This is a genomic window from Peribacillus sp. YIM B13482, assembly GCF_042787975.1.
GTDB classification, from domain to species: domain Bacteria; phylum Bacillota; class Bacilli; order Bacillales; family DSM-1321; genus Peribacillus; species Peribacillus simplex_A.
Genome location: NZ_JBHZPF010000030.1, coordinates 34,465 through 57,647, shown reverse-complemented (window position 1 = coordinate 57,647; position 23,183 = coordinate 34,465). Strand labels below are relative to the sequence as shown.

Sequence of the window (23,183 nt, the reverse complement as noted above, 5' to 3'; positions counted from 1 at the left end):
TTACGCCCTTCAAAAAAATTAGAATATGGTGGGCTTATTTTAGTATGGCCTTTCACGAATATGTTTTCATACAAAAAATATTAAAGGTTTCTTCCAAAAAAAAGATATGTACTCAAGAAATCACGAGGAGTTGAGGGTTTCCGCTTCCAAATGAAGACAGCTTTAATGAAAAAACGTTATATTTTAAGTAAAGTTTAATTTGGGAGTTTTGTTCATGTAATTTGTTGTTAGTCCTTTCTTTTATGGCAATTAGTGTTATCTTGAGGGAAGCGCAGTCAGATACTAGTAGGGTATCCTGGAAGAATGTAGTTGGAATTTAGAGGAAAGGCAATGATGGAGTTTTTCATGGATAAGCTTTCAGCGGTTACTTGATATATGAGGACGAAAAATAACCGTCTGTTTTTTGTTAATAGAAGGGTTAGAAAGTTTAGACAAAGTGGCTTTTTTTTGACCAAATGGAAGGATATCACAACAAATCGGGTTATTCAAAAAAATGACCATATTCTGTAAAAAAGTTAACCCAGGAGTGAGTTACTGGATTGGGAAGCAATATTGGGGTAAAGGAATTGCTACAGAGCTCAATTTTTTGACGAAAATAAATGTTCGTCCTCTTTATGCCCGGGCAGTCAAGGAGAATCTATGATCTATCCGGGTGCTGGAAAAATGCGGATTAGAAAGATTCGGTGAGGACAAAGGGGATTCCCATGCAAGAGGTTTGGGGTGAAGAATTCATTTTGAAAAACTTGAATCCTAAAACCCAGTTAAGATAAGACTAAAACAATATCGTTATGAGGAACGGGTGACATCGAATGTGGTTTAAGATTTTTTCCTTCATTTTCATTTTATGTGGTCTTTTTGTAATGTGGTTCGCCGTTTTTGGTGACAAGAAAGTAGTCAAAGAGTTCGGCTCAGGAATACCAACGAATTTCATCGATTTTATTTTAATGATGGTTTATAGACTTTTCCCTTCTTTTATTAGAAGAATCTTCCTTTTTGCATTGGGTCTGGCCATTTCTATCGGCTTTACCTATACGTTGCTTTATTTATAATTAACATAAATTTTCCTTTAATATAAAAAAAACCTGTAACTTAATTCATTCGGAAACGTAATAAAAAGAAACGATACATAGCTATTTCGATGAAAGATCATTGCAGTGATATTGATATTGGGAATTATGAGGGCGGGTAGCTGACGCCGACTGAAGACTTTAATGTGAGTTCGATGTTATTGCGCTATAAGGATAGGGAAGGGAAGAGAAGAGGCATACGGAAACCAACATTGGGTATTTTGAAAATGGGTATGTCGGAGAGGCTGCCATCACCTTGTAGTCCATCGGTAAGAACGGTGAAATTCAAATCTATTGATTGCAGCTGAGTCAAGGGATGCTTCTATCCAAATGGAAGAATATCAGTATAGTAACAATATGCATAATATGGTAATATTGAATTTGTGTGATTTTGGAAAATATAAAAAAAGGAAGGTATTATATGTCTGAAACGGTTCTTAAGGTTCAATCCTTAACTAAAAAAATTGGAAAAGCGACCATTGTAGACAATGTCAGCTTTGAAATAAAAAGTAATGAAATTTTTGGTTTGCTTGGTCCGAATGGGGCTGGTAAGACCACTATCATCCGGATGATCACTGGTCTTATCAACCGTACGGGCGGTACTGTCATGATCAATGGCAGTGACCTCGATAAAGATTTCGAAGGTGCGATGAATCAATTGGGGGCCATTGTTGAAAACCCGGAGTTTTATAAGTACATGACGGGCAGGAAGAATATCCTGCATTATGCCCGAATGTCAGCCAATGACATATCCAATGACCGAATAGAAGAGGTCATAAAGCTTGTCAAACTGGATCATGCCATCGATAAGAAGGTTAAAACCTATTCATTAGGAATGCGTCAGCGCCTTGGCGTGGCACAGGCCATTTTACATAAACCGTCGTTATTGATTTTTGATGAACCGACGAATGGCTTGGATCCACAAGGGATTCGTGAGTTTCGTGATTATTTGAAAGTACTGGCAAGTGAAGGCGTCGGGATATTGATTTCATCACATTTACTATCGGAGATGCAATTGATGTGTGATAGTTTTGCCGTTATCGAAAAGGGAAAGCTGATACATATGAAAGAACATATTGTAGATGAAAAAATCGAAACGGTAAATGAAGTTTCATTCACTGTCAGTGATGGGGAGCTAGCTAAAAAAATCCTTCAAGAACAGTTTGTGGATATTACGATTCTAAAATATGATGCGAAGACAATCTCCGTATCGGCTACTCGTGAACAAACGGCTGATATAAACAGGAGTTTTAATGGAAATCAACTGGATGTCTATGAAATTGGCATTACTAGAAAATCACTGGAAGATAAATTCTTTGAAATCACTGAGCAGGAAATGAGGGAGTCTGTATGATGTCCTTAGTAAAAAATGAATGGATGAAAATCTTTTCAAAAGTATCAACCTATATATTCATCGCTTTTCTTTTATTGGCAGCATTAGGGGCGGCAGTCATCGATTATAAATTAAGTGCCGGCGAATCGGGTAAAGATTGGAAGCAAGAGTTAAAGGCAGATATCCAAGAACAGCAAAAGGCATTGAAAGCTACTGATATCAGTGACGATGAAAAAGCCGAAATCATGGCTGACATTGATCTAAATAAGCAACTTTTAGCTGATAATATAAACCCTGACTTAAACACGAATTGGACATATATGGCGGAATGGACTACAACATTAACGTCATTTGTCACTTTATTCGTCGTTATTGTTTGCAGCTCGCTAGTTTCCTCGGAGTTTTCGGATGGTACCATTAAACAACTGTTGATCAGGCCTTATAAACGTTGGAAGATTCTACTTTCCAAATATATTACTTCCCTGTTATTTGCAGCGTTATTACTTGCGAGCCTGCTTATATTCAGTTATCTAATCGGAATCATATTCTTTGGCAATGGTTCGTATTCAGACAAAATAATGGATCCTGCATCTTTCGGTGAATTCAGTACGGTGGTAGTCGGAGAATATTTCGTGGACATGATCGTTTACTGGATACCAGGATTCTTGGTCATCACGACCATCGCTTTCATGTTAAGCACAGTATTTAAAAACCAAGCACTTGCAGTAGGTATATCCATTTTCATCCTATTTGCCTCTTCGACATTAAATATGGTCATTCAATCATTCATCGGTAAATACGAGTGGTTAAAATTCGTCTTATTCCCCCACCTTGATTTAAGGGGCTATATTTCCGGAACCATGGAAATGTTTGATGGAGCTACACTTGGATTTTCAATGAGTGTACTTGGCATCTATTATCTTATCTTTTTAGCGCTAACTTTCTTCTTCTTCCAGAAAAAAGATATCACTAATTAAATAGAGGGAACGACCGAAATCAGTGGCTGATTTCGGTTTTTCTTATTGAAGCCGCCGAGAGAAAAATACAATAAATTAAATTTTTCTATTTGTAATAATGGGATAAAATCCCCTTCAAGATAAAGGTTGCTGCGGCAGCCTTTTTATCATGGGCAAAAAAACGCAGGTAATTTTTGAAACTACTTTATTTACTCGACTTTCTTTCAATGAATCATCAATTTAGTAATAGAATGAAACTTTTATCCAATTTTATCCGTATAAGATAGTATAAGGATATTTTGGCCAAGGGGTGCAAAATGAATAAAAAAAAGGTTCTGTTAATTGGACTTATAGGATTCATTTTATTTCTAATAGGTATTTACATATCACAATGGACGGTTTTTGGCGTAGCGATCGGGATAGGCGGAGGATACATAATGGGAATCAGTTCCGTCCTGTTTGCTAGTTAGTAGCTCCATTTGAGTATTACGGCAGGGACGATCATTAAAAATGAACAATTCGTCCTGCGCGCCAACAATTCGTCCTATTCAAGTCAGGTTAAAGTTTGATAAGGAAATCGGTATAGCCAATATTTTCATTTCCGATATGGATGGAGTAGATTTTAGAGATGGGAAAAATGCAGTATAAACGTAATTTAGTAATTGTACTTATTATTATTGGAACAACATTAGGTTTCTATGTGTACTCGGCATTCTCTGAGAAATTGACAAAATCAACGGACTTGTCTGATGAATCTATCGGGGGATATAAAGTCTGGGATAACATATCGAGTCCAGAATTTATTAGAGATTATGGAGAACCCATCGATCAAGACAATAACAATGCATATGATTATTATTATTGGAAAGGCGGGTTAAAAACGGCCACTATCAATTCAGACGAGGATAAAGGGAAAATTATGCGGTTAATCATTTCAAGTGCGGATGACGATCTATTTGAAAGTTCCCTTCAAACAGGCAAAGGTATTAAATTAGGAAGTAAGAAAGCGGACGTTCTTTCGAAGTATGGGGATCATTATTATAAAAGTTATGAACAGGGAGCGGATATTATCGGCTACATTGACCATAAACGGAATATTACTTTAGAATTTTGGTGTGTTCAAGGTGGAAGGGTTGCAGAAATACGATTAGATGATTCAGATGTTATTTAATGCTTTTTTTACCGGGAAGGAATGATTAGAATCTTATCGTTATCTAATCTATTATTTTCAAATACTTTTCCTACTTTAAAATCTATTGAAAATAAAAAAGGGAGCCAATCCAAAAGAGAGAGTTATAAAAAGGTCCCATTTTATTGAACTGCACCTCCAATTTTTTAGATGGTGGAAATATAGATTGATCAGAGGGGAGTAAAGGGGAAGAAAATTTAAATTAATTCACCATTTTTTTGAATGCGAACTGAAACTTTTTTCCATTTTATCCGTATATTATGTCATCGGGGCGGAGAGGAATATCAAAGGTACGATGTTGGTGGAAGCGGGGTTTGGATTTTCACAGGTGCTCCGGTATTTATAGGAATTATTTTTGTTATCATTTTTATAATGATCATAGTTAATATATTCTCTGGTCTTAGTCAATGGAGAAGAACGAGAAATCTCCTCGTTTATCTGTTCCTGCAATGGTGAAAGACAAACGAACAAATACTATTAGGAATGGTCATTCATACGGTCACAATAACAATCTCCACTCGCAAAGCTCCTCTACGACTTATTATGTTACATTTGAATTTGAGAGTGGCGATCGATCAGAATTCCATATTTCAGGAAAGAATTTGGTATTCTTGCAGAAGGGGATGTCGGCACTTTAACCTTTCAAGGAACAAGATATATTGATTTTACTGGGAAGAATTGTTAATGGATTAGTTACTTAAAATGAATCTAGGATAGATTAGGGGATGAAGGATCATGAATGAAAAGGGATGTATGAAATGCGGAAGCAATGATGCTGCCAAGAAGGACGTAGCAATGACTGGAACAGGATTGTCAAAAATGTTCGATGTCCAGAATAATCAATTTACGGTTGTGTATTGCAAGAATTGCGGTTATTCGGAGTTTTATAATAAGCAATCATCTGTAGGCAGTAATCTGCTGGATCTATTCCTGGGGTGATAAGCTGCACAAAAGAATCCCCTTTTTCATGAAAAGGGGATTCTTGTTTTTTCTTCATTTATGCATGAAGTTCTTTCAGCCCATTACCGGTTGGATTACTTTTTAGTATAAGCTATATGTAAAATAATGTGTGATTTCATAAGGAGAAATTAAATGAATAAAATAGCACTTCTTCAACTGTCTTTAGCCATGACGATCTTTGGATCTGTCGGTTTCTTTTCAGGACTATCAGGACTTCCTGCATTGGAACTGGTTTTTGTTCGCTGCATTTGTGCTGCCATATTCTTATGTGCAGCATGGATGATTACAGGACATTTCAAGAACGAAATATGGAATGGTAGAGAGATAATGCTCATCATTTTCTGCGCGGTGGCCAACTTGTTAAACTGGATATTCCTCTTTAAATCTTTCGAACTGATATCGGTGACAATTGCCATTTCGCTTTATCATTTAGCGCCGATCATTGTACTCATTATCGGGAGCTTCATCTTCAGGGAGAAAATGAGTTTATTTTCCATCCTGGCCATTTCACTTTGCTTCATTGGCACATTATTCATTATGGGAACAGATGGATTTCGATCATCAACCCCTGAATGGGAAGGGATTATTTATGGGGTCATTGCTGCATTTTTCTATGCGGCAACCATGCTTTTAGGAAAGAGCATTTCAAAGACAAGTGTATACGCGACCACTTTTCTGCAAATGTTCATTGGATTTCTATTACTGATTCCTTTTGTCGATTTTTCAGTCTACACAACGCTAAAATCTTCCGAATGGTTTTATACTGTACTTACCGGCATCATCCATACAGGCGTCGTGTATCTTCTGTTTTTTAATAGTATCCGCCATTTGCCTACAAATGTAGTATCTTTCATGATTTTTGTCGATCCGGCAGTGGCCATCCTTTTGGATATTCTGTTTTCAGGATTTCAACCGGACAGGATTCAAATCTTGGGTATTTCATTGATATTTATTGGGGTGCTCTATTCACTTAAGACGACAAGACCGACTGAAAAGGATGTCATGCAGAAAAGGCCGCACACAATGTGAGGCCTTTTTCCTTTATGGTTTTTCTATCAATCTATTGATTAAAATGATATACATCCCAAATGTCAGGGGTTTCTGATCCAAGGTACCAAGCAGATACACCGCCTAGGTGATTTTGTTTTACCAGGTCAATACGGAGCTTCATCGATTTTTTATCTTCTATCCATATTTGATGCTTTTCCCCTTTGGAAGTATACTCCACGTAATTTTGTTGAGTCTTTTTATCCCATACCTTTTTAAGTTTATGAGATGAAATGATTTTGTTGACTTCAGCCATGGTAAGGTCATGGCTTTTCACTTTTTTGGTCGATAAATCGGTTACCCATTCTCTCGTATAAAATGGTACAGCCAATATGATCTTATGGGCAGGTACTTCTTTCATTAAAAGCTTAGTTCCTTCTTTTATCCAAGGTAACGAGGAAACGGACCCGGCTACTGGGCTCCCTCCCCAATGCTCGTCATAACCCATTATGATTATGTAGTCTGCTATTTTGCCAAGAGCTTTCCTATCCAGACTTTTTGACCAAAAAGGGTCTTCATTTTCTCGGGTGACATCCACAGATACTTTAATTCCATGCGGTTTTAGTACCTTTTTCAGTTCGCCTATGAAAAGTACAAAGTCCTTCTTGTTTTTTTGATCGATGTTTTCAAAATCTACATTTATTCCATCACTTTTAGTTTTAACAAGTGAATCACATAAAGCTGAAACCAATTTCTGGCGTTTTTTTGTATTGCCTAGTACAGAACCGGTTAAAACAGGGTCAAATTGATTTCCGATAAGCTGCCAAACTTGCTTTCCTTGCTTATGGGCGTTTTGGACGAACTTTGCATCCGCAGAAACGGAAACGAAATTACCGGAATTCGTCAGCGTATAGGAACGAGGAGAAACTACATTTAAATTAGGTTGTTTAATTTGTTGGGTGTAGTTTTCTTTCGATTCATTATGCGTCCAGCCCATGACGACAGGTTTTTGCGCCTTTTTTTGAAGCTGGGATGTCTTTATCCATCCCTTTTTACCATCAAGCAATTGAACCTGGTAGTAATAATCAGGAATCTTCAATTTTTGGCCAACATTAATTGTATCTGCATGTAAGTTATTTAATTTCGTCAAATCACTGGTGGTTACCTTATATTTAGAAGAAATCTTCCACAATGTATCTCCTGATACTACCTTATGGATCTTATATTTCTGGGGAATCTTCAGGCTTTGGCCAACAGTAATTTCGGAAGAAGTTAATTTGTTTTCTTTTTGTAGCTCACTTACTGAAACTCCATATTGATTTGCTACTTTCCATAATGTGTTTCCAGTCTTTACTTTATGAATAATAGGGCCCGCGGAATCCCCAACGGCAGAGGAAATGACGGGAAACTCCTCGCCCTTTTTTAAGGTCTTTAATAGAGTAGAACCTAATTTAGGAGAACTAAAAACTTTTGTATTGTCCACTTTAACAGAACCTATGTATTGGGTTTTACTTGATGAACTACCACTGGTAGGAAAGAGACACATACAAAGAAGGTTTAACATAATAAAACATCCAAAGAATTTTTTCACGATTATTTTATTCCCCTTTGTAAAATTTAACTTTACTAGTTTACTATGGAGAATAGCAATAAAATAGAGGTACATTGTGGAAAAGTCTAGAAAATAGGGAATCATCTAAACAGGAATACGATTCTGCTGTTGTGGCCCCACACTATGGTAGGTCGAATTATTCTGTTGTAGGACGAATAATTTTGATGAAGGTCGGAATATTTGCATGTTGAATGACTTATTTGCGTGTGGGACGGAATATTCCTCCATTTCGACAAATTATGATCTTTATTTATTTTTAAAGGGAGAGTAACTGGAATTAATCTCCACTGCGCAATCTGCTACGACTAATGGTTAGGTTTAATGCTGATAGTTCATCTAGAAATAGGACTATAAAATTGGTAGTCCTATTTGTGTTCATTGTTTTCTTTTTAGTAAAAATCTTGGAGATGGAAGGGCTTCTTGTTCAGCTTCAAAATAAGCGAGTTTATTTGGTATGCAGGATATGATTGAGGGCATCCCCATTCCAACAGCTTTTTCTAAGGCGGTTAATAAGGGGAGCTCCTTACCATCAATATCTTCATCCCAGGATATTACATAACAAGAATCTTCAGCACCATTCTGTTTTAGTAACTTAGCTATATCTACTGGATCTGAATTCGGTTTCGGAATCTCAATGATGTATTCTTCGCGAAGAGTTGTTCTGTAAGAATGACAAAGGCGACTTAAGGCATCCTTGCGTTTCTTGGCTGAAGACAATTCGAACAGAATTCTATCTTGGAGCCTTTTGGTGAAAAATGATTTTACAATCGTTTTCTCCATTTCCTTATCCAAACTAATTCCCCTTTACAGTTTTTCAACTGGTAGTCTAAGCCTATCATAAGTGGCTTTGATAATTAACATCTCTCTAAAATCCCTCGAGATTTACGACAGTTTATTATACGTTTGTCGTTTTTAAGCTTTCTATGATAAGAAAAAAATTCTTCCAAATGGAGATTAATTTGTTGGAACTATACCATCCTATTCGTATGAACAAGGTTAGCCGGTTTTGGCCTTTCTCCATTTTTTTTTTTTTTTTTGGTAGGGTTTTCCTTCGAAAATATCTTGTACATGACATTTGTCATCTTCTAGTCATGACACCTGGTACTAATAAAATCAGGTTGATTTCTTTATAATAAGAAATAACGAAAAAATAAAGGGAAGTGCAATTGATTAATGACCATACAAAATACTAAAAACTTGAGAAAACAAATTGCTCCTTTTGAACAATCAACAACAAAAGAAAGTATATGGCAGATCATCAATACGTTAGGGCCGTTCATTATTTTATGGTACCTGGCATATATAAGTCTTTCGGTTTCTTACTGGTTAACGTTAATTCCAGCTGTGTTGGCTGCTGGCTTCTTGACAAGAATTTTCATCATTTTTCATGATTGTACGCATCATTCATTTTTCAAAAGCCGCCGTGCGAATAGAATAGTCGGGACAGTCATGGGTGTTTTGACTGTATTCCCTTTTGATCAATGGGGGCATGAGCATTCTGTGCATCACGCAACAAGTGGCAATTTAGATAAGCGGGGTACAGGGGATATTTGGACCCTTACGGTGGATGAATATTTGGCTGCGCCGCTTAGACTTCGTTTTGCCTATCGTTTTTATCGTAATCCATTGGTAATGTTTGGGATAGGTCCGATTTATGTTTTCCTTCTTAAAAATAGATTTAACCGAAAAGGTGCTAGAAAGAAGGAAAAAATGAACACCTATTTGACGAATGTATTAATCGTTGGTTTAGTGGCATTGCTTTGCCTTGCAGTAGGCTGGCAGTCATTTCTTTTAGTACAAGGTTCCATTTTCTTAATATCAGGTTCAGTGGGCATTTGGCTGTTTTACGTCCAGCACACATTTGAGGACTCTTATTTTGAAGAAAATGAGGAGTGGGAATATGTATTGGCAGCAGTGGAAGGAAGTTCTTTTTATAAGCTACCAAAACTGATGCAGTTCCTTACTGGTAATATCGGTTACCATCATGTTCACCATTTAAGTCCTAGGGTACCTAACTATAAACTGGAAAATGCACATAATAATACAGAGCCTTTAAAGAACGTACCAACGATTACTCTTGCTACAAGCTTACAGTCGCTCCGTTTCCGCTTGTGGGATGAGAAAAACAAGAATTTTGTTGGCTTTAAAGACATAAAATATTTAACGAAAAAAAGTGTTTCCGCTCAAGTGAAATCTGAATTGTAACGTTCATGAATCATTCCAGACTCCCTTAATAATCCTTGGATTTTGGGGAGTCTTTTCTTCATATAACGACTCAATAAAGGAGAGAACTTAAAATGATCCGAATTGTCATTGCAGAGAATCAGCAAATGCTGTTAGAGGCAATTAGTTCTCTACTCAATCTTGAAGAAGATATAGAAATTGCCGGGCAAGCCAGTAATGGAGAAGAAGCGATTACTCTTGTGCACCAATTAAAGCCGGATGTTTGTATCATGGATATGGAGATGCCTGTAAAGAGCGGGCTTGAGGCAGCTGAAGCTTTAAAGTCATTTGAATGCAAAGTGATTATTTTAACGACATTTCGAAGGACTGGTTATTTTCAACTTGCTTTAAAAGCTAATGTAAGTGGTTATTTATTGAAGGATAACCCGAGTGAAGAGTTAGCCTCCTCGATTCGCAGCGTAATGGATGGCAAGCGAATATACTCCCCTGAACTTATGGATGAGTCTTCCAACAATAATGACCAGGAAATGGGTGTGTTAGGCCTGTTAGCCGATGGTCAAACCACACTTGACCCCTCAAATCAGCAAAGCAACACAATTGGGACCGTAAGGAAATACTTTTCGACTATCAAGGATAAAATGAAGTTACCGGCTGGCTAGATGGATTTGGGATAGAGACTTTATGACAGGGTTAGATCAGAAATCCTGTGTTGACACGTTTTTTAAAATTGTGTACGATGGATTAAATCATAATATTGAAAATTCTGTGATAAAGAGAGTAGTTCATTTTGAAATGGAAAGCGAGTTAGGGATGGTGTGAGCCTAATGCAGGACGGATGAATGAAACGCACTTTGGAGAAATTTCTTGAAACGTCCAGTAGAGAACATCGGGGAGTCACCTCGTTAACAATGGAAAGTGGTCACAAATTGTGGCAACTAGAGTGGTACCACGGGAAACTATGCTCTCGTCTCTTATTTAGAGACGGGGGCTTTTTTGTTTAGGAGGGAAAAATGACGATGAATAAACCAATTGCAGCCTTAATTTCAACTGCTTTGAACAATGAAATGCCAACAAGTGAAATAGAAAAATTAATGGAAAAGCCTAAATTGATGGAGTTAGGTGATGTCGCCTTTCCATGCTTTACTCTTGCAAAAAAGTTGAAAAAGTCACCTCAAGTGATTGCGTCTGAAATAGCTGAACAATTAAACAGTAAGTTGATCCAAGAAGTGAACGTAGTGGGTGGTTATCTGAACATCTTCGTCAATCAACAGATTGTGACGGAAAATGTGTTGCAAACCATATTAAGTGAAAAGGATAAGTATGGCGGAAAGCAGCCTGTACAGGGAAATGTCGTGATTGATTATTCATCCCCGAATATTGCCAAGCCTTTTTCCATGGGGCACTTACGCTCAACGGTCATAGGAAATGCACTGGCTAACATTGCTGAAAAAAATGGCTACAATGCCGTGCGTATTAATCATCTAGGGGATTGGGGCACGCAATTCGGCAAATTGATTGTCGCGTATAAGCTGTGGGGAGACAAGGAGGCAATCGAAGCTTCCCCGATTCAGGAATTATTGAAAATCTATGTGAAGTTCCATGAAATGGCTGAAACGGATGAATCGTTGAATGAACAAGCACGCGCTAGCTTCAAGTCGCTTGAAGATGGGGACGAGGAGGCACTGGCACTATGGAAATGGTTCAGGGATGCCTCTCTAAAAGAATTCGATACGATTTATGATTTATTGGGCATCCGTTTTGATTCCTATGCTGGCGAAGCGTTTTACAATGACAAAATGGATGTTGTTGTCGAGGAACTAAAAGAAAAAGGCCTGCTTACCCTATCCGAAGGTGCCTATGTCGTGCAATTGGAAGATATGCCGCCTTGTTTGATTACGAAAACGGATGGTGCGACACTTTATGCCACGCGTGATTTAGCCGCGGCATTGTATCGTAAAGAAAAGTATGAGGCGAAGAAAACATTTTATGTTGTAGGAAATGAACAATCCCTGCACTTTAAACAACTCTTTAACGTCATTGGAAAAATGGGGTACGATTGGTCAAATGACTTACAGCACGTAGCATTTGGCATGATGTTAAAAGACGGTAAGAAAATGTCGACACGTAAAGGGAAAGTCGTGCTGCTTGCGGATGTTTTGGCAGAGGCAATCGAAACGGCGAAGCGCAATATTGAAGAAAAAAATCAAGCGCTTGAACAGAAAGAACTGGTTGCAAGACAGGTCGGTGTCGGAGCGGTAATCTTTAATGATTTAAAAAATAATCGGATGAATGATATTGACTTTTCATTAGAGCAAATGATGAATTTTGAGGGAGAAACGGGTCCATATGTACAGTACACATTTGCGCGTATTTCATCATTGCTGGAAAAAGGTGAATTTAAAGAACAGGTTATCCATTTTGACGCTTTAGGAGAATATGCTTGGTCAGTCATCCAACTGCTTGAGCAGTACCCGATCATTGTCCAAAAATCATTTGAACAAGCCGATCCATCACAAATCGCGAAATTCAGCTTGCATTTATCGCGTGCATTCAATAAGTATTATGCACATACGAAAATCTTAGTTGAAGATGAATGGAAACAAATGAAGCTCTCATTCGCTTTTTCCGTGGCAGTTGCATTAAAGGATGCGCTAAGTTTATTGGGAATTTCAGCGCCGAATAAAATGTAAAGTTAAAGAGTCCTTGCATTAGCGAAGAAAACTGAATAAAAAAAGAATCCATTTTGATCAATTTTCCTTCAAAATGGATTCTTTCAAAATAAAATGGAAGCAAAAAACGCCTACTCGATGACATCGAACCATAACGGGGATTTATCATCAGGTTCACCATTGTAATTGATCGTGATTTCCTCGCCAGCCTTTATATCTTTATGTGCATAAAAGTCTATCGTTAAATCTTCTAAATTATTATCGAATGTCGCATTTGGAGTGTATGAATGATTGAATAGTGAACCATTTCCTAAGGCAATGACAGTTTCATCATCATCTCCCCAATAGAAACAGTGATGAAAGAGTGCGGTTTTCTTTAGATATTTCCATTCATGTTTGGGTGAAATGATGACAGGTGATACCTCAATGAGTTCATCTTTTTTAATATCCCTTGTAGCATATACTCCCCTGCCATACTTCCCCGTATTTTTAATGCAGATTGGTGACACGGAAGCAACTCCCCTTTTTCGGTCCTGTTTGGCTATCAGTTGTGTCGTGGCATTTTTTTCATCTAGGCCACCAAGGTGCTTATTTAAGTAATCACTGCGTTTGCGAATGAATTCGAAGATGAATTCCGGTTCCTTGTCGAATAGATCAATCTTATTCTTTTTATATGGATCAAGAAGGATATGGGGGCGTATGCCCTGGTGTAGTGGTAATACTTTATTTTCCATATACTTCACAGTAAATGTGGTTTCTAATGTTTCAACCAAGAGGTCTTTGTAGAACTTACTGTATTCCGGAACCTGCAAGAGCAGATGAATAAGGTGGTTTGACTTTTTCCCTTCGATAGGGACATATGTGTGCTCCATGATCCCTCCACTGACTTTGCGTCCCCAAGTGGCATCGTAATCCCAAGGAATGATTTCAAATAACTTCGTTTTACTATTGCGGTATAGTGCATAGTTATGAGTGAAACCGTCGTTATTCATGGTGCAAACTGCTCCAACCAGCCAGCGTAAGTATTTATGGATATCAAGATGTTGAGAGACTACTTCAGGAAACTTTGCAAGTGGGGTGGTGTTGATTTTTTTGATGAATTCGATGAGATATTCATCATCGGCGGGTTTGCCAAACGCTTGTTTATAGCCTGACGTAAGGGAGTCTTTCTCTTTCCCATCCCTTTTCAATGAAAAGTTGGCATTATTGTTGACAGCATAATAAATCGGGCCGGCAGGAAGTCCTCTTTTTTCTAAAAAAACCCCATCGACGGAATCCAATTGTAAATACACACCTTTAAACGTGCCATTTCGGAATAGGTTGATGTGTTGGCTATGAGGGGAAAGGACACCAAGGTCTTGAAAGAAATCGAGTGAGAGTTTATTGCGAATGAGGGAAGGATCTCTGTATTCGGCATTGAGATGGATTTTGTGGGCGCCAAAGAATCGTTCTGGCTCGATGAAATCAATCCAATAGGATCTTTTCCGGAATTTGCGGGTATAAGAGCCCCGATAGCCAATATCGATAACATAAGTGTCGTTTTCTACTTTCAAATTGGCGGGAATAGGGTCATCGCTCCAAATATCCGCACGTAAATCTTCTAGATCTTTTTCTTCTATCATTAAGAAATAAGATGGAATATGATAAGACATACACTCACCTTCCTTCCTTGTATAAGATGTTTTATGGACAGTCTTGACCTTAATGAAGCCGTAATATCATAAAATACTTCCACTTGATCAATCAGGGATTAATCAAGCTGAAGCATTTTATATTTAACTATCTATCTTCTTCTTTTTTTGCCACGTTCAGTGGACGAGCTTGAGCTTGAACTTTATGAAGTAGATGTTGTTGTTGTTGTAGATGTGATACCAGTAGTTATGATACCAGTAGCTGTGTTGCCAGTAGATTATTTTCCAGTAGATTTATTGCCAGTGGACTTGTTACCAGTGGACTTGTTGCCAGTAGAAGTGCCACCAGTAGAAGTGCTACCGGTAGATGAACTGCCAGATGAAGCTGCTTTTCCTTTTTTCCCTTTCATACAGACGCCTCCTTAATAAGGTTAATTTTATGATATGCGAAATGGTACATACTTGAGCGTTAGTTAACGACAAACGGGCTAATAAAAATTATGGAGAGGATTTAGGAGAGTTGCCTAATCAGGAGAATTATAGAATGGATAAGCAACGAAATGGAGTACCGTCCATTGTTAACATCTTTCGTCAATCAGTAGTTGTGTTGCCAGTAGTTGTGCTGCCAGTAGACTTGCTTCCAGTGGACTTGCTGCCAGTAGAAGTGCTACCGGTAGATGAACTGCCAGATGAAGCTGCTTTTCCTTTTTTCCCTTTCGGCATACAGACCCCTCCTTTAATAAGGTTAATTTTATAATATGCGCAATGGTACATACTTGAGCGTTAGTTAACGATAAACGGGCTAATAAAAATTAACGGAGAGGATTTAGGAGAGTTGCCTAATCCCAGGAGATTTATAGATGGATAAGCAACAAAATGGAGTACCGTCCATTGTTAACATCTTTCGTCAATCATTGCATCATGATCAGGCAGTATAATACATTCATGAAAAAAATGCCCTTTAATCCCGATGACCGGGAAGAAAGGGCATTTACCGCGGACATACAATGAAGGATGTCACGTCACGGCTATAATAAATTAATAAGCGAGGCTGAATAGGGCTTTGATGTGTGATAGATAGCGAATATTACTTGCTTCTTTCATCAATGTAGCCGGCAGACCTTTAAGGGAAGTGTTATTGGCCCCAACGGTTGCCACTGCATCCTTACGGCCAAGGCTCGCAAGTGTACCTGAGTTGACCGGTGAAAATTCTTCAAGTTTCTTGCCTTCAAAGGCTGCATATAGGTTGTATCCAACAAGCTCACCCATTTGCCAAGCATTTTGTGCAGTAGGAGCGTATGGACGGCCGCCTTCTGGAGGGAAAGCAACGGCACTGTCTCCGACAACGAATACGTCATTATGGGATTTTGATTGCAAATACTCATTAACGGTTGCTTTGCCGCGATCCACTTCAAGGCCTGATTCGCCTACGATAGGAAGTGCTGCGACTCCGCCTGTCCAAACAAGCGTATTGGCTTCGATCGTTTGTCCATCTTTCAATTCGATTTGATTTCCTTTAACACCCGTTACAGGCAGACCTGTCAAGAATTCAACGCCGCGTGCTTCCAAGCTGGACATGGCACGTTCAATTAAGTGGTCAGGCAGGACAGGAAGGATTTTTGGACCAGCTTCCACAAGCTTGATTTTCAAGTCCTTGAAGTCCACTCCGAACTTTTTGGCGATTTTAGGGAAATGATCCACGATTTCACCGATTAACTCGACGCCAGTCAATCCGCCGCCGCCGATTACGATTGTAGCGTCCGCTTCGTTATTCGTTTGTGCATATTCACGGATGCGATCTTCGATATGTTTGTAAATTTTGTTAGCATCATTTACGGATTTCAAGACCATGCTGTTTTCCTCAAGTCCCGGAATGCCGAAGAATCCTGTTTGGCTTCCCAAAGCAACAACTAGGGCATCATAAGATAAAGTGGAACCATTCGCAAGTTTCACTTCTTTTTTATCGACTGAGAAAGACTCCACTTTTGAAATGGTAAGGTCGATATCTTTTCCTTTGAAAAGTTTTTCCAAAGGAATCGAAACGGCTTGTTCAGAAATGGATCCGCCTGCAAGACGGTGCAATTCGGTGATGATTTGGTGCGTTGGAAATTGATTCACCACTGTAACCTGCACTTCATCCTTATTGTAATATTCACGTACGGATAAGGCTGATAGTAATCCCGCATAACCCGCACCTAAGATGACGATTTGTTTTGACATAGTTAATCCCCCGTCCTTACTGATTGAAAGTTTATCAAATTATTTTTGGTTTTTACGTTCTGAAGAGACTTCAAGAAAAGCTTGGGCGAAACGGAAAAGTTTTTGTGCTTGCGGATCTTTCATCATCCTTAACAGTCCAAAAAGACCGATCACATCATTATTCACTTCAGCACGATCCTTAGCTTCGATGGCATTAGCCGCTAGCCCTTTCACTGAATGGACTACAGGAGTCGCGATCTCCGAAATGGCACTGACCGTATCACTTTTCAAAACATCATCAGTCGCAACCGATTGAGCGAAATCATAAGACTTTGTTAAAATATTCACTAATTCAGTCAGTTTTGGTAACTGCTCAACTAAAGTGTTCAAGGATTCCTGAACCTCGGGCTTTAATAATTGGTCCAGTACATCTAATTGTTTTTGGCGGGCATTAATTTGTTCAGTCTGTGATTGGGTAATCGTTTCTGACATATCCAATTCTCCTTTGCAATAAGCATTTTGTTGATGTAAATAGAAAAACTTGTAAAAAATTACACAAAGTATGACACAAAAAATACTTTTAAAAATGTAGTGAAAGCTATCCTATAGTATATCCCTTTAGCTTCATGAAAACAGCTGATTTTTTAAAAATATTCAAAAAATGCGCTTTTCCTGTTATATGATAGAACAATTTTAATGAATGGTCTATGTTTGATCTGAAAGCTTTTACTAAAACGGTTATTTTATCCTAGAGCAAGGTGTCTATCATTATCATCATACATATTTCAATCTTTATACGCCATCCTAAATGATGGAGGTGAAAAATGTGGCGGATTCAGAATCAAAATTTTTAGAAGAGAATAATGATAAGAGGCAAAATAAACTGGTTGGCAGTATGGACTATACTAAAGAACAACTATTGGAAGGCATGAATGGAATTTCTGAAGTTTACCTCAAAAACAGTGAGGAGGGCACATTGGAAACACCTGATAAATAACATGCTGTAAGCATAGCGAAATTGTTATGCTTACTTAATTTTCCTCCTTTTTGGTAAAAAGTCCTCTATAGATCCTTAAAAATAGTTATTTAAATATTCTAAAAACTAACTTGACTTTATTGTGAATTCACGTAAGATAAATACATAGCCGTATAAGGGTAGTTTAAGAAAATTTCCTACTCTGCCATGCATCGCCTGATTTGAAAGATGAATCTATAAATAACTGTCGAATCTAATAGACTTCGCCATCCAGCGGAGCTAAACCTAGATCAAAACCAGTTATATCAATTATTTTTTATTGATATGACTGGTTTTTTTTATTTCATCATTCATCTTATTTCGTTTTTGGCAAAGAATCCGACGGCTGGCTGACCTTCATTCACACATCGTTCTTTTCAGCGGTATCATTAAGGCACTTAAGGATTAGCGGAAAGTAATGTTCACAAAGGTATAAGCAGTTTAAATCTTGTAGCAGGGGTGGGAATTATATGATAGGTACGAAGCAAACTAGGCTCGCAATTGATGTAGGCGGAACATTTACGGATGTATTCGTTTTTGATGAAAGCACGAAGGAAATTTCAATTACGAAAACGTCGTCGACTCCTATGAATCCAGAGATCGGTATTTTGGATGGAATTGCTAAAGCGGAAATAGATTGTGAAAATATTAAAGTGTTTTCCCATGGTACAACGGTAGGCACCAATGCCTTGATTGAAAGGAAATTGCCAAAGACAGCATTGATCACATCCAGTGGATTTCGGGATGTATCGGAAATCCGCCGCGGAACCAAGCTTGAGTTATGGGATACATATGATGATGTAGCCAAACCGTATATTCAAAGAAGAGACCGTTTTGAAGTGGAAGAACGCATCGATTTTGCAGGGAATGTCCTGAAGGAAATCAATGAAGAGGAAGTACGGTCACTGGCAAGGAAATTAAAAAGACGCGGTACCGAATCCATTGCGGTTTGCTTCATGAACTCGTATGTAAACGGAAGCAATGAGGCGAAAGTGAAACGTATCATCCAGGAGGAACTCCCGGATGTCTATATATGCATTTCAAGTGAAGTCCTTCCTGAAATTTTTGAGCATGAGCGCATGAGTACGACGATCGTCAATGCGGTTTTAGGACCGACTGTCAGCAACTACATTAAAACCCTTGAAAGGGAAATGAATAAACGGGGATATGAAGATGACATATTAGTGCTTCATTCCGGCGGAGGGGTCATGACATCCCAAACCGTTCCCCGTTATGCGGCAAGGCTTGCAAGCTCCGGCATCGCTGCAGGTGCGATTGCCAGTAAACATATCGCCCAGCTTTGCGGCTTTAATAATGCTATTGGGCTGGATATGGGAGGGACGAGCACCGATATTTCCTTGATGCATGAAGGTGATTTGCGGATTACGAAAGATTGGTATATCGAGTATGGATATCCGATAGGGTTCCCAAGTATCGAAATCTTGACGATAGGAGCAGGAGGCGGAAGCTTAGCTTGGGTGGATGAAGGCGGTTCTTTACGCAATGGCCCTCAAAGTGCAGGGGCGGTTCCTGGACCTGCCTGCTATAGCAGGGGTGGAGCGGAACCGACCAATTCCGATGCCAATATTGTATTGGGACGGCTTGGCACAAAACTATTGGATGGACAAATGGAACTGGATAAACAAAAAGCGATTGAAGTCGTGGATAAGATCGCCAAGAAATTCAAATATACGATTGAAGAAGCCGCGAATGCCATTACAAGGGTGGCCAATGCCAACATGTGTGATGCGCTAAGGCTGATTTCAGTCAGACGGGGATACGATCCCCGCGACTTTGCCCTTGTGGCTTTCGGAGGGGCTGGGCCTTTGCATGGCGCGTACTTGGCCAAGGAAATGGAAATACCGACTGTCATCATCCCGCCGCATCCGGGTGTTGCCGCGGCAATGGGATGCCTGCTGGTCGATGTTCGTCATGATATATCCAAAACCTATGTCAAGAATGTCAAGGATGTCTCGTTAGAGGATTTAGAGAAAGAATTCATCGGGATGGAAAAAGAGGCCGAGGAATTATTGCAAGAAGAGGGGGTAGCTAAAGAAGCTTCCACATTGATGCGTTATATTGACATGAGGTATATGGGACAGTGGCGTTCATTGGCGATAGAAGTCGATTGTCCAATTTCTTCATTGGAAGAGACCCTTAACCGTTTCCATCAAGAGCACGAACGGGAGTTTTCTTTCTCTGATAAAGAACAGACCGTGGAAATTTACGGGCTGCTCGTTACGGCTATCGGAACTGTGCCAAAACCTGAATTTCCGACCTATGAACCTGGGGGCACACTTGCTGATGCCTTGAAGGAAACGCGGGATGTTTATTTCGAAGAGGAAGGTTATGTGAATACGAACGTGTATAACCGGGAACTCATTCCGGCATTCTCTGAAATTACGGGACCTGCCATAGTGGATCAGCTTGATACAACGACTGTCATTCCACCAAATTTCACGGCAAAAGTTGATAAATACAGGAACTTGATTCTTTCCCAAAATAAATAAAAAGAGGTGGATTCCATTGTCTAATAAACAGTTAATTGACCAATCTGGAGTTGGAACAGGTTTAGATCCGGTGACATTTGAAGTGATAAAAAATGGCTTCGTTAACCTTGTAGATCAAATGGCTGAACAAATCCTTCGGACATGCTATTCCTTCGTCATTTATAATCGGGATTTCAGCTGTGCGCTATGTGATGCAGAAGGAAATACAGTCATGCAAGGAACACAGGATATTTCCGTCCATGTAGGTACACTGCATCTAACGGCAAAGGCTGTACTGGAAGACTTCGAAGGTGACATCCATCCTGGGGACATATTCTTAGTCAATGACCCGTATCGGGGCGGTACTCATTTCAATGACACACGGGTCCTGCTGCCTGTCTTTCATGAAAACAAGCTCATTGCGTTCATGCAAACAAATGGCCACTGGGCCGACATGGGGGGATCGACACCTGGATCCTTTGATATCAATGCCAAGGAACATTTCGGCGAGGGGGTAAGGATTCCTCCCCTTAGGATATATAGTAAAGGAACGTTTTTAAAAGATGTGGTCAATGTGCTCGTTACGAATATGCGCGTGCCTGAAGAACGTGTAGGCGATCTGCGTGCTCAAGTGGAAGCGGCCAAGGTAGGCGAGCGTCAGTTGTTTGCCATTATAGGGAAGTATGGAATCGATACGACTTTATCTGCCTTTGCGGAAGTGCAGAATTATGTGGAGCGTTTGGCAAGAGCCAAGGTTGCGGCTTTACCGAATGGCACCTGGGAGACCGTTGATTATATTGATATGGATCCGGAAGTCGGAGACGGTCTAATCCCGATCCGGGTTAAGATGACCATCACGGATGACGAGATCCTTTATGATCTTTCTGGTTCGCATTCTTATATCGGCTGCTTTTTGAATGCCGGTTTTGGGGCTTCTTTATCAGCAGCATACTCAGGAACCAAGACATTCTTCCCCGAAATTCCACTGAACTCCGGTTTTTACAGAGTGGTGAAGATTGAACTGCCGGAAAACTCCGTCGTCAATGCTCCAGCACCGATAGCCGTAACGGGTTTTTGTTCAGGTGCCTATGAAAAGATCATGAGTGCTTGTTTCGAACTCTGGTCCAACATCATGCCGGAAAGAGCGATCGCATGCTCTTTTAACCTGGAGTATTTACTTATCGGCGGGTGGGATCAACGCCAGGAGCAAGATAAATACTTCATGTGGTATGACTGGATGGCCGGCGGTCATGGAGGCCGCTCAGATCGGGATGGTGTGAACGCCACTTCTCCGACATTCGGTTTGGGACTCAGCGTACAGCCTTGTGAAGGACAAGAAAGATTGTCACCTGTCGTGACGATGAAGCATGAAATCATTATGGACTCTGCTGGTCCGGGTAAATACCGCGGCGGGTGCGGTGTAGAAAAGGGTGGTACACTCACGAACGTCAAAAACACGGTCATGTCATATTGCTGTGATCGTTCCCGTTCAATAACATGGGGGATTTTTGGAGGGCTGCCGTCTTCCCCGCATGGAGCATGGCTGAATCCAGGCAAGGAAGACGAACGATATTTAGGTGCGATTTTCTCAAATGTAAAAGTGAAGCAAGGGGATTCCTTTGTTCGGCCATCCGCTGGGGGCGGGGGTCTGGGAGATCCGCTTGAAAGAAGTCCCGAAGATGTTTTGGAAGATGTTATCGATGAGTATGTTTCAATTAAGAGAGCTAAAAAGGATTATGGCGTGGTTATCAAGGAAATCGATAAAGATCTCGATTTATTCGAGATAGATGATGAAGCAACGGAACAAGCAAGGTCTTATATCAGAAAAAACCGTAAACAATGGCTTGAGGAAAACGTTCAAATCGTTGAAAATAAATTCGCCAATGGGGAGCTGGATAGTTTGGATGTCATTCGCCAGCATGGTGTCATCATCGATTATGCAACGAATAAAGTCTTGCCAGAATCAACAAAACAGTTCCGTGAATCCATGAAAACCCGTTCATTGGCTTATTGGAAGTAACCTGAAAAAGGTTCCGAATTCATTCGGAACCCCTGACTGTAGATGAACTCGAAAAAAACGAGTTTGCCTGCAGTTTTTTTCTTTGAAAAAAGTTTCAGTTGATTGGAGCGGGTGTTCGAGACTCCTGCTTAGAACAGCGCGTCTAGGGGAGACCACGCAGGCGCAAGCCGAGGAGGCTCCCCGACCGCCCGCGGAAAGCGAGTTTCTTGAGCGGAAATCAACATCCAAATAATATCCAAATTATGTAGGTTTCGAAGGCATACTTAATGGAAACCCATCAATTCCTTCACATGTTTACAATTTTCTTTGGAAGTGAGCATTTCCAAGAGCGTAAAGGCAACATCGAATGCTGTGGAAGGATTGTAGGATGTAATGATATTGTCCGTGACGACAATCGGTTCATTAACGACTATCGCACCAAATTCTTTTAGCTGACCCTGTCTTTTACTGGTTGGATGATTGTATGTAGTGGCTTTTTTTCCATTCAATATTCCGCTTTTTCCTAGTGGGAGAGAACCGACACAAATGGTTGCTATGATCTTGTTCTTATTATGAAAATACTTAATAACATCAAGAAACCTCTGATCATATGCATCATCATAGAAACCGGCTTCTTCAAAACCTCCTGGAATGGCCAAAGCATCGAAGTCATCAAGGTTCACTTGATCGAGGGTCAATTCCGGCTGCACGATGAAATTCCATGTGCATTTCAATTGTTCATGAAGCCCTACTGTAACCAGGTCAGTCGTACCATCACCCTCTAATTTATTCCAGCCTAATACATCTGTAAACACACTTGCTTCAACCGCTTCGAATCCATTGGATAGCAGCATCAATACTTTTTTCATAGTGTATCCCCCTTATTTATATTT

General features: G+C 39.6%; 22 protein-coding genes, 2 pseudogenes and 1 other annotated feature. Of the genes and pseudogenes, 16 read left to right on the top strand and 8 right to left on the bottom strand.

The features are described 5' to 3' along the window. Window positions 1-520 precede the first annotated feature (520 nt). The 9 genes and pseudogenes from ACFX4L_RS15305 to ACFX4L_RS15265 all read left to right on the top strand — a co-directional run. Window positions 521-770, top strand: a pseudogene (locus ACFX4L_RS15305) (GNAT family N-acetyltransferase); the annotation flags it as partial. Between the two features lie 39 nt (window positions 771-809). Next, window positions 810-1,049, top strand: a complete 240-nt coding sequence (locus tag ACFX4L_RS15300; protein ID WP_125162990.1) for a hypothetical protein — start codon at window positions 810-812, stop codon at window positions 1,047-1,049. A 439-nt stretch (window positions 1,050-1,488) separates the two neighbouring features. Further along, window positions 1,489-2,421 (top strand): ABC transporter ATP-binding protein, encoded by a 933-nt coding sequence (locus ACFX4L_RS15295; protein WP_377405575.1) that lies wholly within the window; start codon window positions 1,489-1,491, stop codon window positions 2,419-2,421. Then, window positions 2,421-3,377, top strand: a complete 957-nt coding sequence (locus tag ACFX4L_RS15290) for an ABC transporter permease (RefSeq protein WP_377405573.1) — start codon at window positions 2,421-2,423, stop codon at window positions 3,375-3,377. Before ACFX4L_RS15295 ends, ACFX4L_RS15290 begins: the two co-directional genes overlap by 1 nt. A gap of 296 nt (window positions 3,378-3,673) precedes the next feature. Further along, on the top strand, window positions 3,674-3,826 hold the full coding sequence (locus ACFX4L_RS15285) for a hypothetical protein (RefSeq protein WP_185148005.1): 153 nt from the start codon (window positions 3,674-3,676) through the stop codon (window positions 3,824-3,826). A 158-nt stretch (window positions 3,827-3,984) separates the two neighbouring features. Further along, a complete protein-coding gene (locus tag ACFX4L_RS15280; protein ID WP_061464945.1) occupies window positions 3,985-4,527 on the top strand; it encodes a hypothetical protein in 543 nt (180 codons plus the stop codon). A gap of 425 nt (window positions 4,528-4,952) precedes the next feature. After that, window positions 4,953-5,183: a DUF2500 domain-containing protein gene (locus ACFX4L_RS15275; RefSeq protein WP_377384492.1), complete on the top strand. Its 231-nt coding sequence runs from the start codon at window positions 4,953-4,955 to the stop codon at window positions 5,181-5,183. Between the two features lie 97 nt (window positions 5,184-5,280). Next, window positions 5,281-5,484, top strand: coding sequence for a zinc ribbon domain-containing protein (locus ACFX4L_RS15270; RefSeq protein WP_284469669.1), 204 nt, complete (start codon window positions 5,281-5,283; stop codon window positions 5,482-5,484). A 153-nt stretch (window positions 5,485-5,637) separates the two neighbouring features. Then, the gene (locus tag ACFX4L_RS15265; protein WP_318685601.1) at window positions 5,638-6,534 is read left to right on the top strand and encodes a DMT family transporter; all 897 of its coding nucleotides are present in this window, start codon (window positions 5,638-5,640) and stop codon (window positions 6,532-6,534) included. A gap of 31 nt (window positions 6,535-6,565) precedes the next feature. On the opposite strand, the gene ACFX4L_RS15260 is transcribed toward ACFX4L_RS15265, so the two are convergent. Then, the gene (locus ACFX4L_RS15260; RefSeq protein WP_377405571.1) at window positions 6,566-7,975 is read right to left on the bottom strand and encodes a LysM peptidoglycan-binding domain-containing protein; all 1,410 of its coding nucleotides are present in this window, start codon (window positions 7,973-7,975) and stop codon (window positions 6,566-6,568) included. A gap of 504 nt (window positions 7,976-8,479) precedes the next feature. Continuing rightward, the gene (locus ACFX4L_RS15255; protein ID WP_284469673.1) at window positions 8,480-8,896 is read right to left on the bottom strand and encodes a hypothetical protein; all 417 of its coding nucleotides are present in this window, start codon (window positions 8,894-8,896) and stop codon (window positions 8,480-8,482) included. 381 nt (window positions 8,897-9,277) lie between these two features. Here ACFX4L_RS15255 and desA point away from each other — a divergent pair, with 381 nt between their 5' ends. The 3 genes from desA (at window position 9,278) to argS (ending at window position 12,978) form a co-directional block, all read left to right on the top strand. Beyond that, complete coding sequence (gene desA / locus ACFX4L_RS15250) at window positions 9,278-10,309, top strand: Delta(5) desaturase DesA (RefSeq protein ID WP_377405568.1); 1,032 nt, start codon at window positions 9,278-9,280, stop codon at window positions 10,307-10,309. A 92-nt stretch (window positions 10,310-10,401) separates the two neighbouring features. Beyond that, window positions 10,402-10,947: a response regulator gene (locus ACFX4L_RS15245; RefSeq protein ID WP_377384482.1), complete on the top strand. Its 546-nt coding sequence runs from the start codon at window positions 10,402-10,404 to the stop codon at window positions 10,945-10,947. Window positions 10,948-11,044: 97 nt separating this feature from the next. Continuing rightward, window positions 11,045-11,263: a binding site (T-box leader), on the top strand. 35 nt (window positions 11,264-11,298) lie between these two features. Then, complete coding sequence (argS, locus tag ACFX4L_RS15240) at window positions 11,299-12,978, top strand: arginine--tRNA ligase (RefSeq protein WP_377405566.1); 1,680 nt, start codon at window positions 11,299-11,301, stop codon at window positions 12,976-12,978. Between the two features lie 110 nt (window positions 12,979-13,088). Here argS and ACFX4L_RS15235 read toward each other — a convergent pair whose 3' ends face one another. The 3 genes and pseudogenes from ACFX4L_RS15235 to ACFX4L_RS15225 all read right to left on the bottom strand — a co-directional run bounded on the left by ACFX4L_RS15235 (window position 13,089) and on the right by ACFX4L_RS15225 (window position 14,998). After that, complete coding sequence (locus ACFX4L_RS15235) at window positions 13,089-13,466, bottom strand: SET domain-containing protein (protein WP_309487235.1); 378 nt, start codon at window positions 13,464-13,466, stop codon at window positions 13,089-13,091. A 72-nt stretch (window positions 13,467-13,538) separates the two neighbouring features. Beyond that, window positions 13,539-14,609, bottom strand: a pseudogene (locus ACFX4L_RS15230) (CotH kinase family protein); the annotation flags it as partial. Window positions 14,610-14,866: 257 nt separating this feature from the next. Continuing rightward, the gene (locus ACFX4L_RS15225) at window positions 14,867-14,998 is read right to left on the bottom strand and encodes a hypothetical protein (RefSeq protein ID WP_377384478.1); all 132 of its coding nucleotides are present in this window, start codon (window positions 14,996-14,998) and stop codon (window positions 14,867-14,869) included. A 134-nt stretch (window positions 14,999-15,132) separates the two neighbouring features. Here ACFX4L_RS15225 and ACFX4L_RS15220 point away from each other — a divergent pair, with 134 nt between their 5' ends. Continuing rightward, window positions 15,133-15,345, top strand: coding sequence for a hypothetical protein (locus tag ACFX4L_RS15220; RefSeq protein WP_377384476.1), 213 nt, complete (start codon window positions 15,133-15,135; stop codon window positions 15,343-15,345). A 281-nt stretch (window positions 15,346-15,626) separates the two neighbouring features. Here ACFX4L_RS15220 and ACFX4L_RS15215 read toward each other — a convergent pair whose 3' ends face one another. Then, the gene (locus ACFX4L_RS15215; protein WP_061462493.1) at window positions 15,627-16,808 is read right to left on the bottom strand and encodes an NAD(P)/FAD-dependent oxidoreductase; all 1,182 of its coding nucleotides are present in this window, start codon (window positions 16,806-16,808) and stop codon (window positions 15,627-15,629) included. Between the two features lie 39 nt (window positions 16,809-16,847). Further along, window positions 16,848-17,279, bottom strand: coding sequence for a helical membrane plugin domain-containing protein (locus ACFX4L_RS15210; RefSeq protein WP_125160534.1), 432 nt, complete (start codon window positions 17,277-17,279; stop codon window positions 16,848-16,850). Window positions 17,280-17,613: 334 nt separating this feature from the next. Between ACFX4L_RS15210 and ACFX4L_RS15205 the strand changes: the two genes are divergently transcribed. From ACFX4L_RS15205 to ACFX4L_RS15195, 3 genes are all read left to right on the top strand, one after another. Next, window positions 17,614-17,784 carry a hypothetical protein gene (locus ACFX4L_RS15205; protein ID WP_377384473.1) on the top strand — a complete coding sequence of 57 codons (171 nt, stop codon included), beginning with the start codon at window positions 17,614-17,616 and terminating at the stop codon, window positions 17,782-17,784. Window positions 17,785-18,272: 488 nt separating this feature from the next. Next, a complete protein-coding gene (locus ACFX4L_RS15200) occupies window positions 18,273-20,312 on the top strand; it encodes a hydantoinase/oxoprolinase family protein (protein ID WP_377405564.1) in 2,040 nt (679 codons plus the stop codon). Between the two features lie 16 nt (window positions 20,313-20,328). Next, window positions 20,329-22,311, top strand: a complete 1,983-nt coding sequence (locus ACFX4L_RS15195; RefSeq protein ID WP_377384470.1) for a hydantoinase B/oxoprolinase family protein — start codon at window positions 20,329-20,331, stop codon at window positions 22,309-22,311. 263 nt (window positions 22,312-22,574) lie between these two features. Here the strand turns inward: ACFX4L_RS15195 and ACFX4L_RS15190 are convergent, their stop codons facing one another. Next, complete coding sequence (locus ACFX4L_RS15190; protein ID WP_377384468.1) at window positions 22,575-23,159, bottom strand: DJ-1/PfpI family protein; 585 nt, start codon at window positions 23,157-23,159, stop codon at window positions 22,575-22,577. Between the last annotated feature and the right edge of the window lie 24 nt (window positions 23,160-23,183).

Coding starts and splice junctions, on each gene's coding strand:
- ACFX4L_RS15300 (WP_125162990.1), top strand. CDS start 810: ATGTGGTTTAAGATTTTTTCCTTCATTTTCATTTTATGTGGTCTTTTT.
- ACFX4L_RS15295 (WP_377405575.1), top strand. CDS start 1,489: ATGTCTGAAACGGTTCTTAAGGTTCAATCCTTAACTAAAAAAATTGGA.
- ACFX4L_RS15290 (WP_377405573.1), top strand. CDS start 2,421: ATGTCCTTAGTAAAAAATGAATGGATGAAAATCTTTTCAAAAGTATCA.
- ACFX4L_RS15285 (WP_185148005.1), top strand. CDS start 3,674: ATGAATAAAAAAAAGGTTCTGTTAATTGGACTTATAGGATTCATTTTA.
- ACFX4L_RS15280 (WP_061464945.1), top strand. CDS start 3,985: ATGGGAAAAATGCAGTATAAACGTAATTTAGTAATTGTACTTATTATT.
- ACFX4L_RS15275 (WP_377384492.1), top strand. CDS start 4,953: ATGGAGAAGAACGAGAAATCTCCTCGTTTATCTGTTCCTGCAATGGTG.
- ACFX4L_RS15270 (WP_284469669.1), top strand. CDS start 5,281: ATGAATGAAAAGGGATGTATGAAATGCGGAAGCAATGATGCTGCCAAG.
- ACFX4L_RS15265 (WP_318685601.1), top strand. CDS start 5,638: ATGAATAAAATAGCACTTCTTCAACTGTCTTTAGCCATGACGATCTTT.
- desA (WP_377405568.1), top strand. CDS start 9,278: ATGACCATACAAAATACTAAAAACTTGAGAAAACAAATTGCTCCTTTT.
- ACFX4L_RS15245 (WP_377384482.1), top strand. CDS start 10,402: ATGATCCGAATTGTCATTGCAGAGAATCAGCAAATGCTGTTAGAGGCA.
- argS (WP_377405566.1), top strand. CDS start 11,299: ATGACGATGAATAAACCAATTGCAGCCTTAATTTCAACTGCTTTGAAC.
- ACFX4L_RS15225 (WP_377384478.1), bottom strand. CDS start 14,998: ATGAAAGGGAAAAAAGGAAAAGCAGCTTCATCTGGCAGTTCATCTACC.
- ACFX4L_RS15220 (WP_377384476.1), top strand. CDS start 15,133: ATGGATAAGCAACGAAATGGAGTACCGTCCATTGTTAACATCTTTCGT.
- ACFX4L_RS15215 (WP_061462493.1), bottom strand. CDS start 16,808: ATGTCAAAACAAATCGTCATCTTAGGTGCGGGTTATGCGGGATTACTA.
- ACFX4L_RS15210 (WP_125160534.1), bottom strand. CDS start 17,279: ATGTCAGAAACGATTACCCAATCACAGACTGAACAAATTAATGCCCGC.
- ACFX4L_RS15200 (WP_377405564.1), top strand. CDS start 18,273: ATGATAGGTACGAAGCAAACTAGGCTCGCAATTGATGTAGGCGGAACA.
- ACFX4L_RS15190 (WP_377384468.1), bottom strand. CDS start 23,159: ATGAAAAAAGTATTGATGCTGCTATCCAATGGATTCGAAGCGGTTGAA.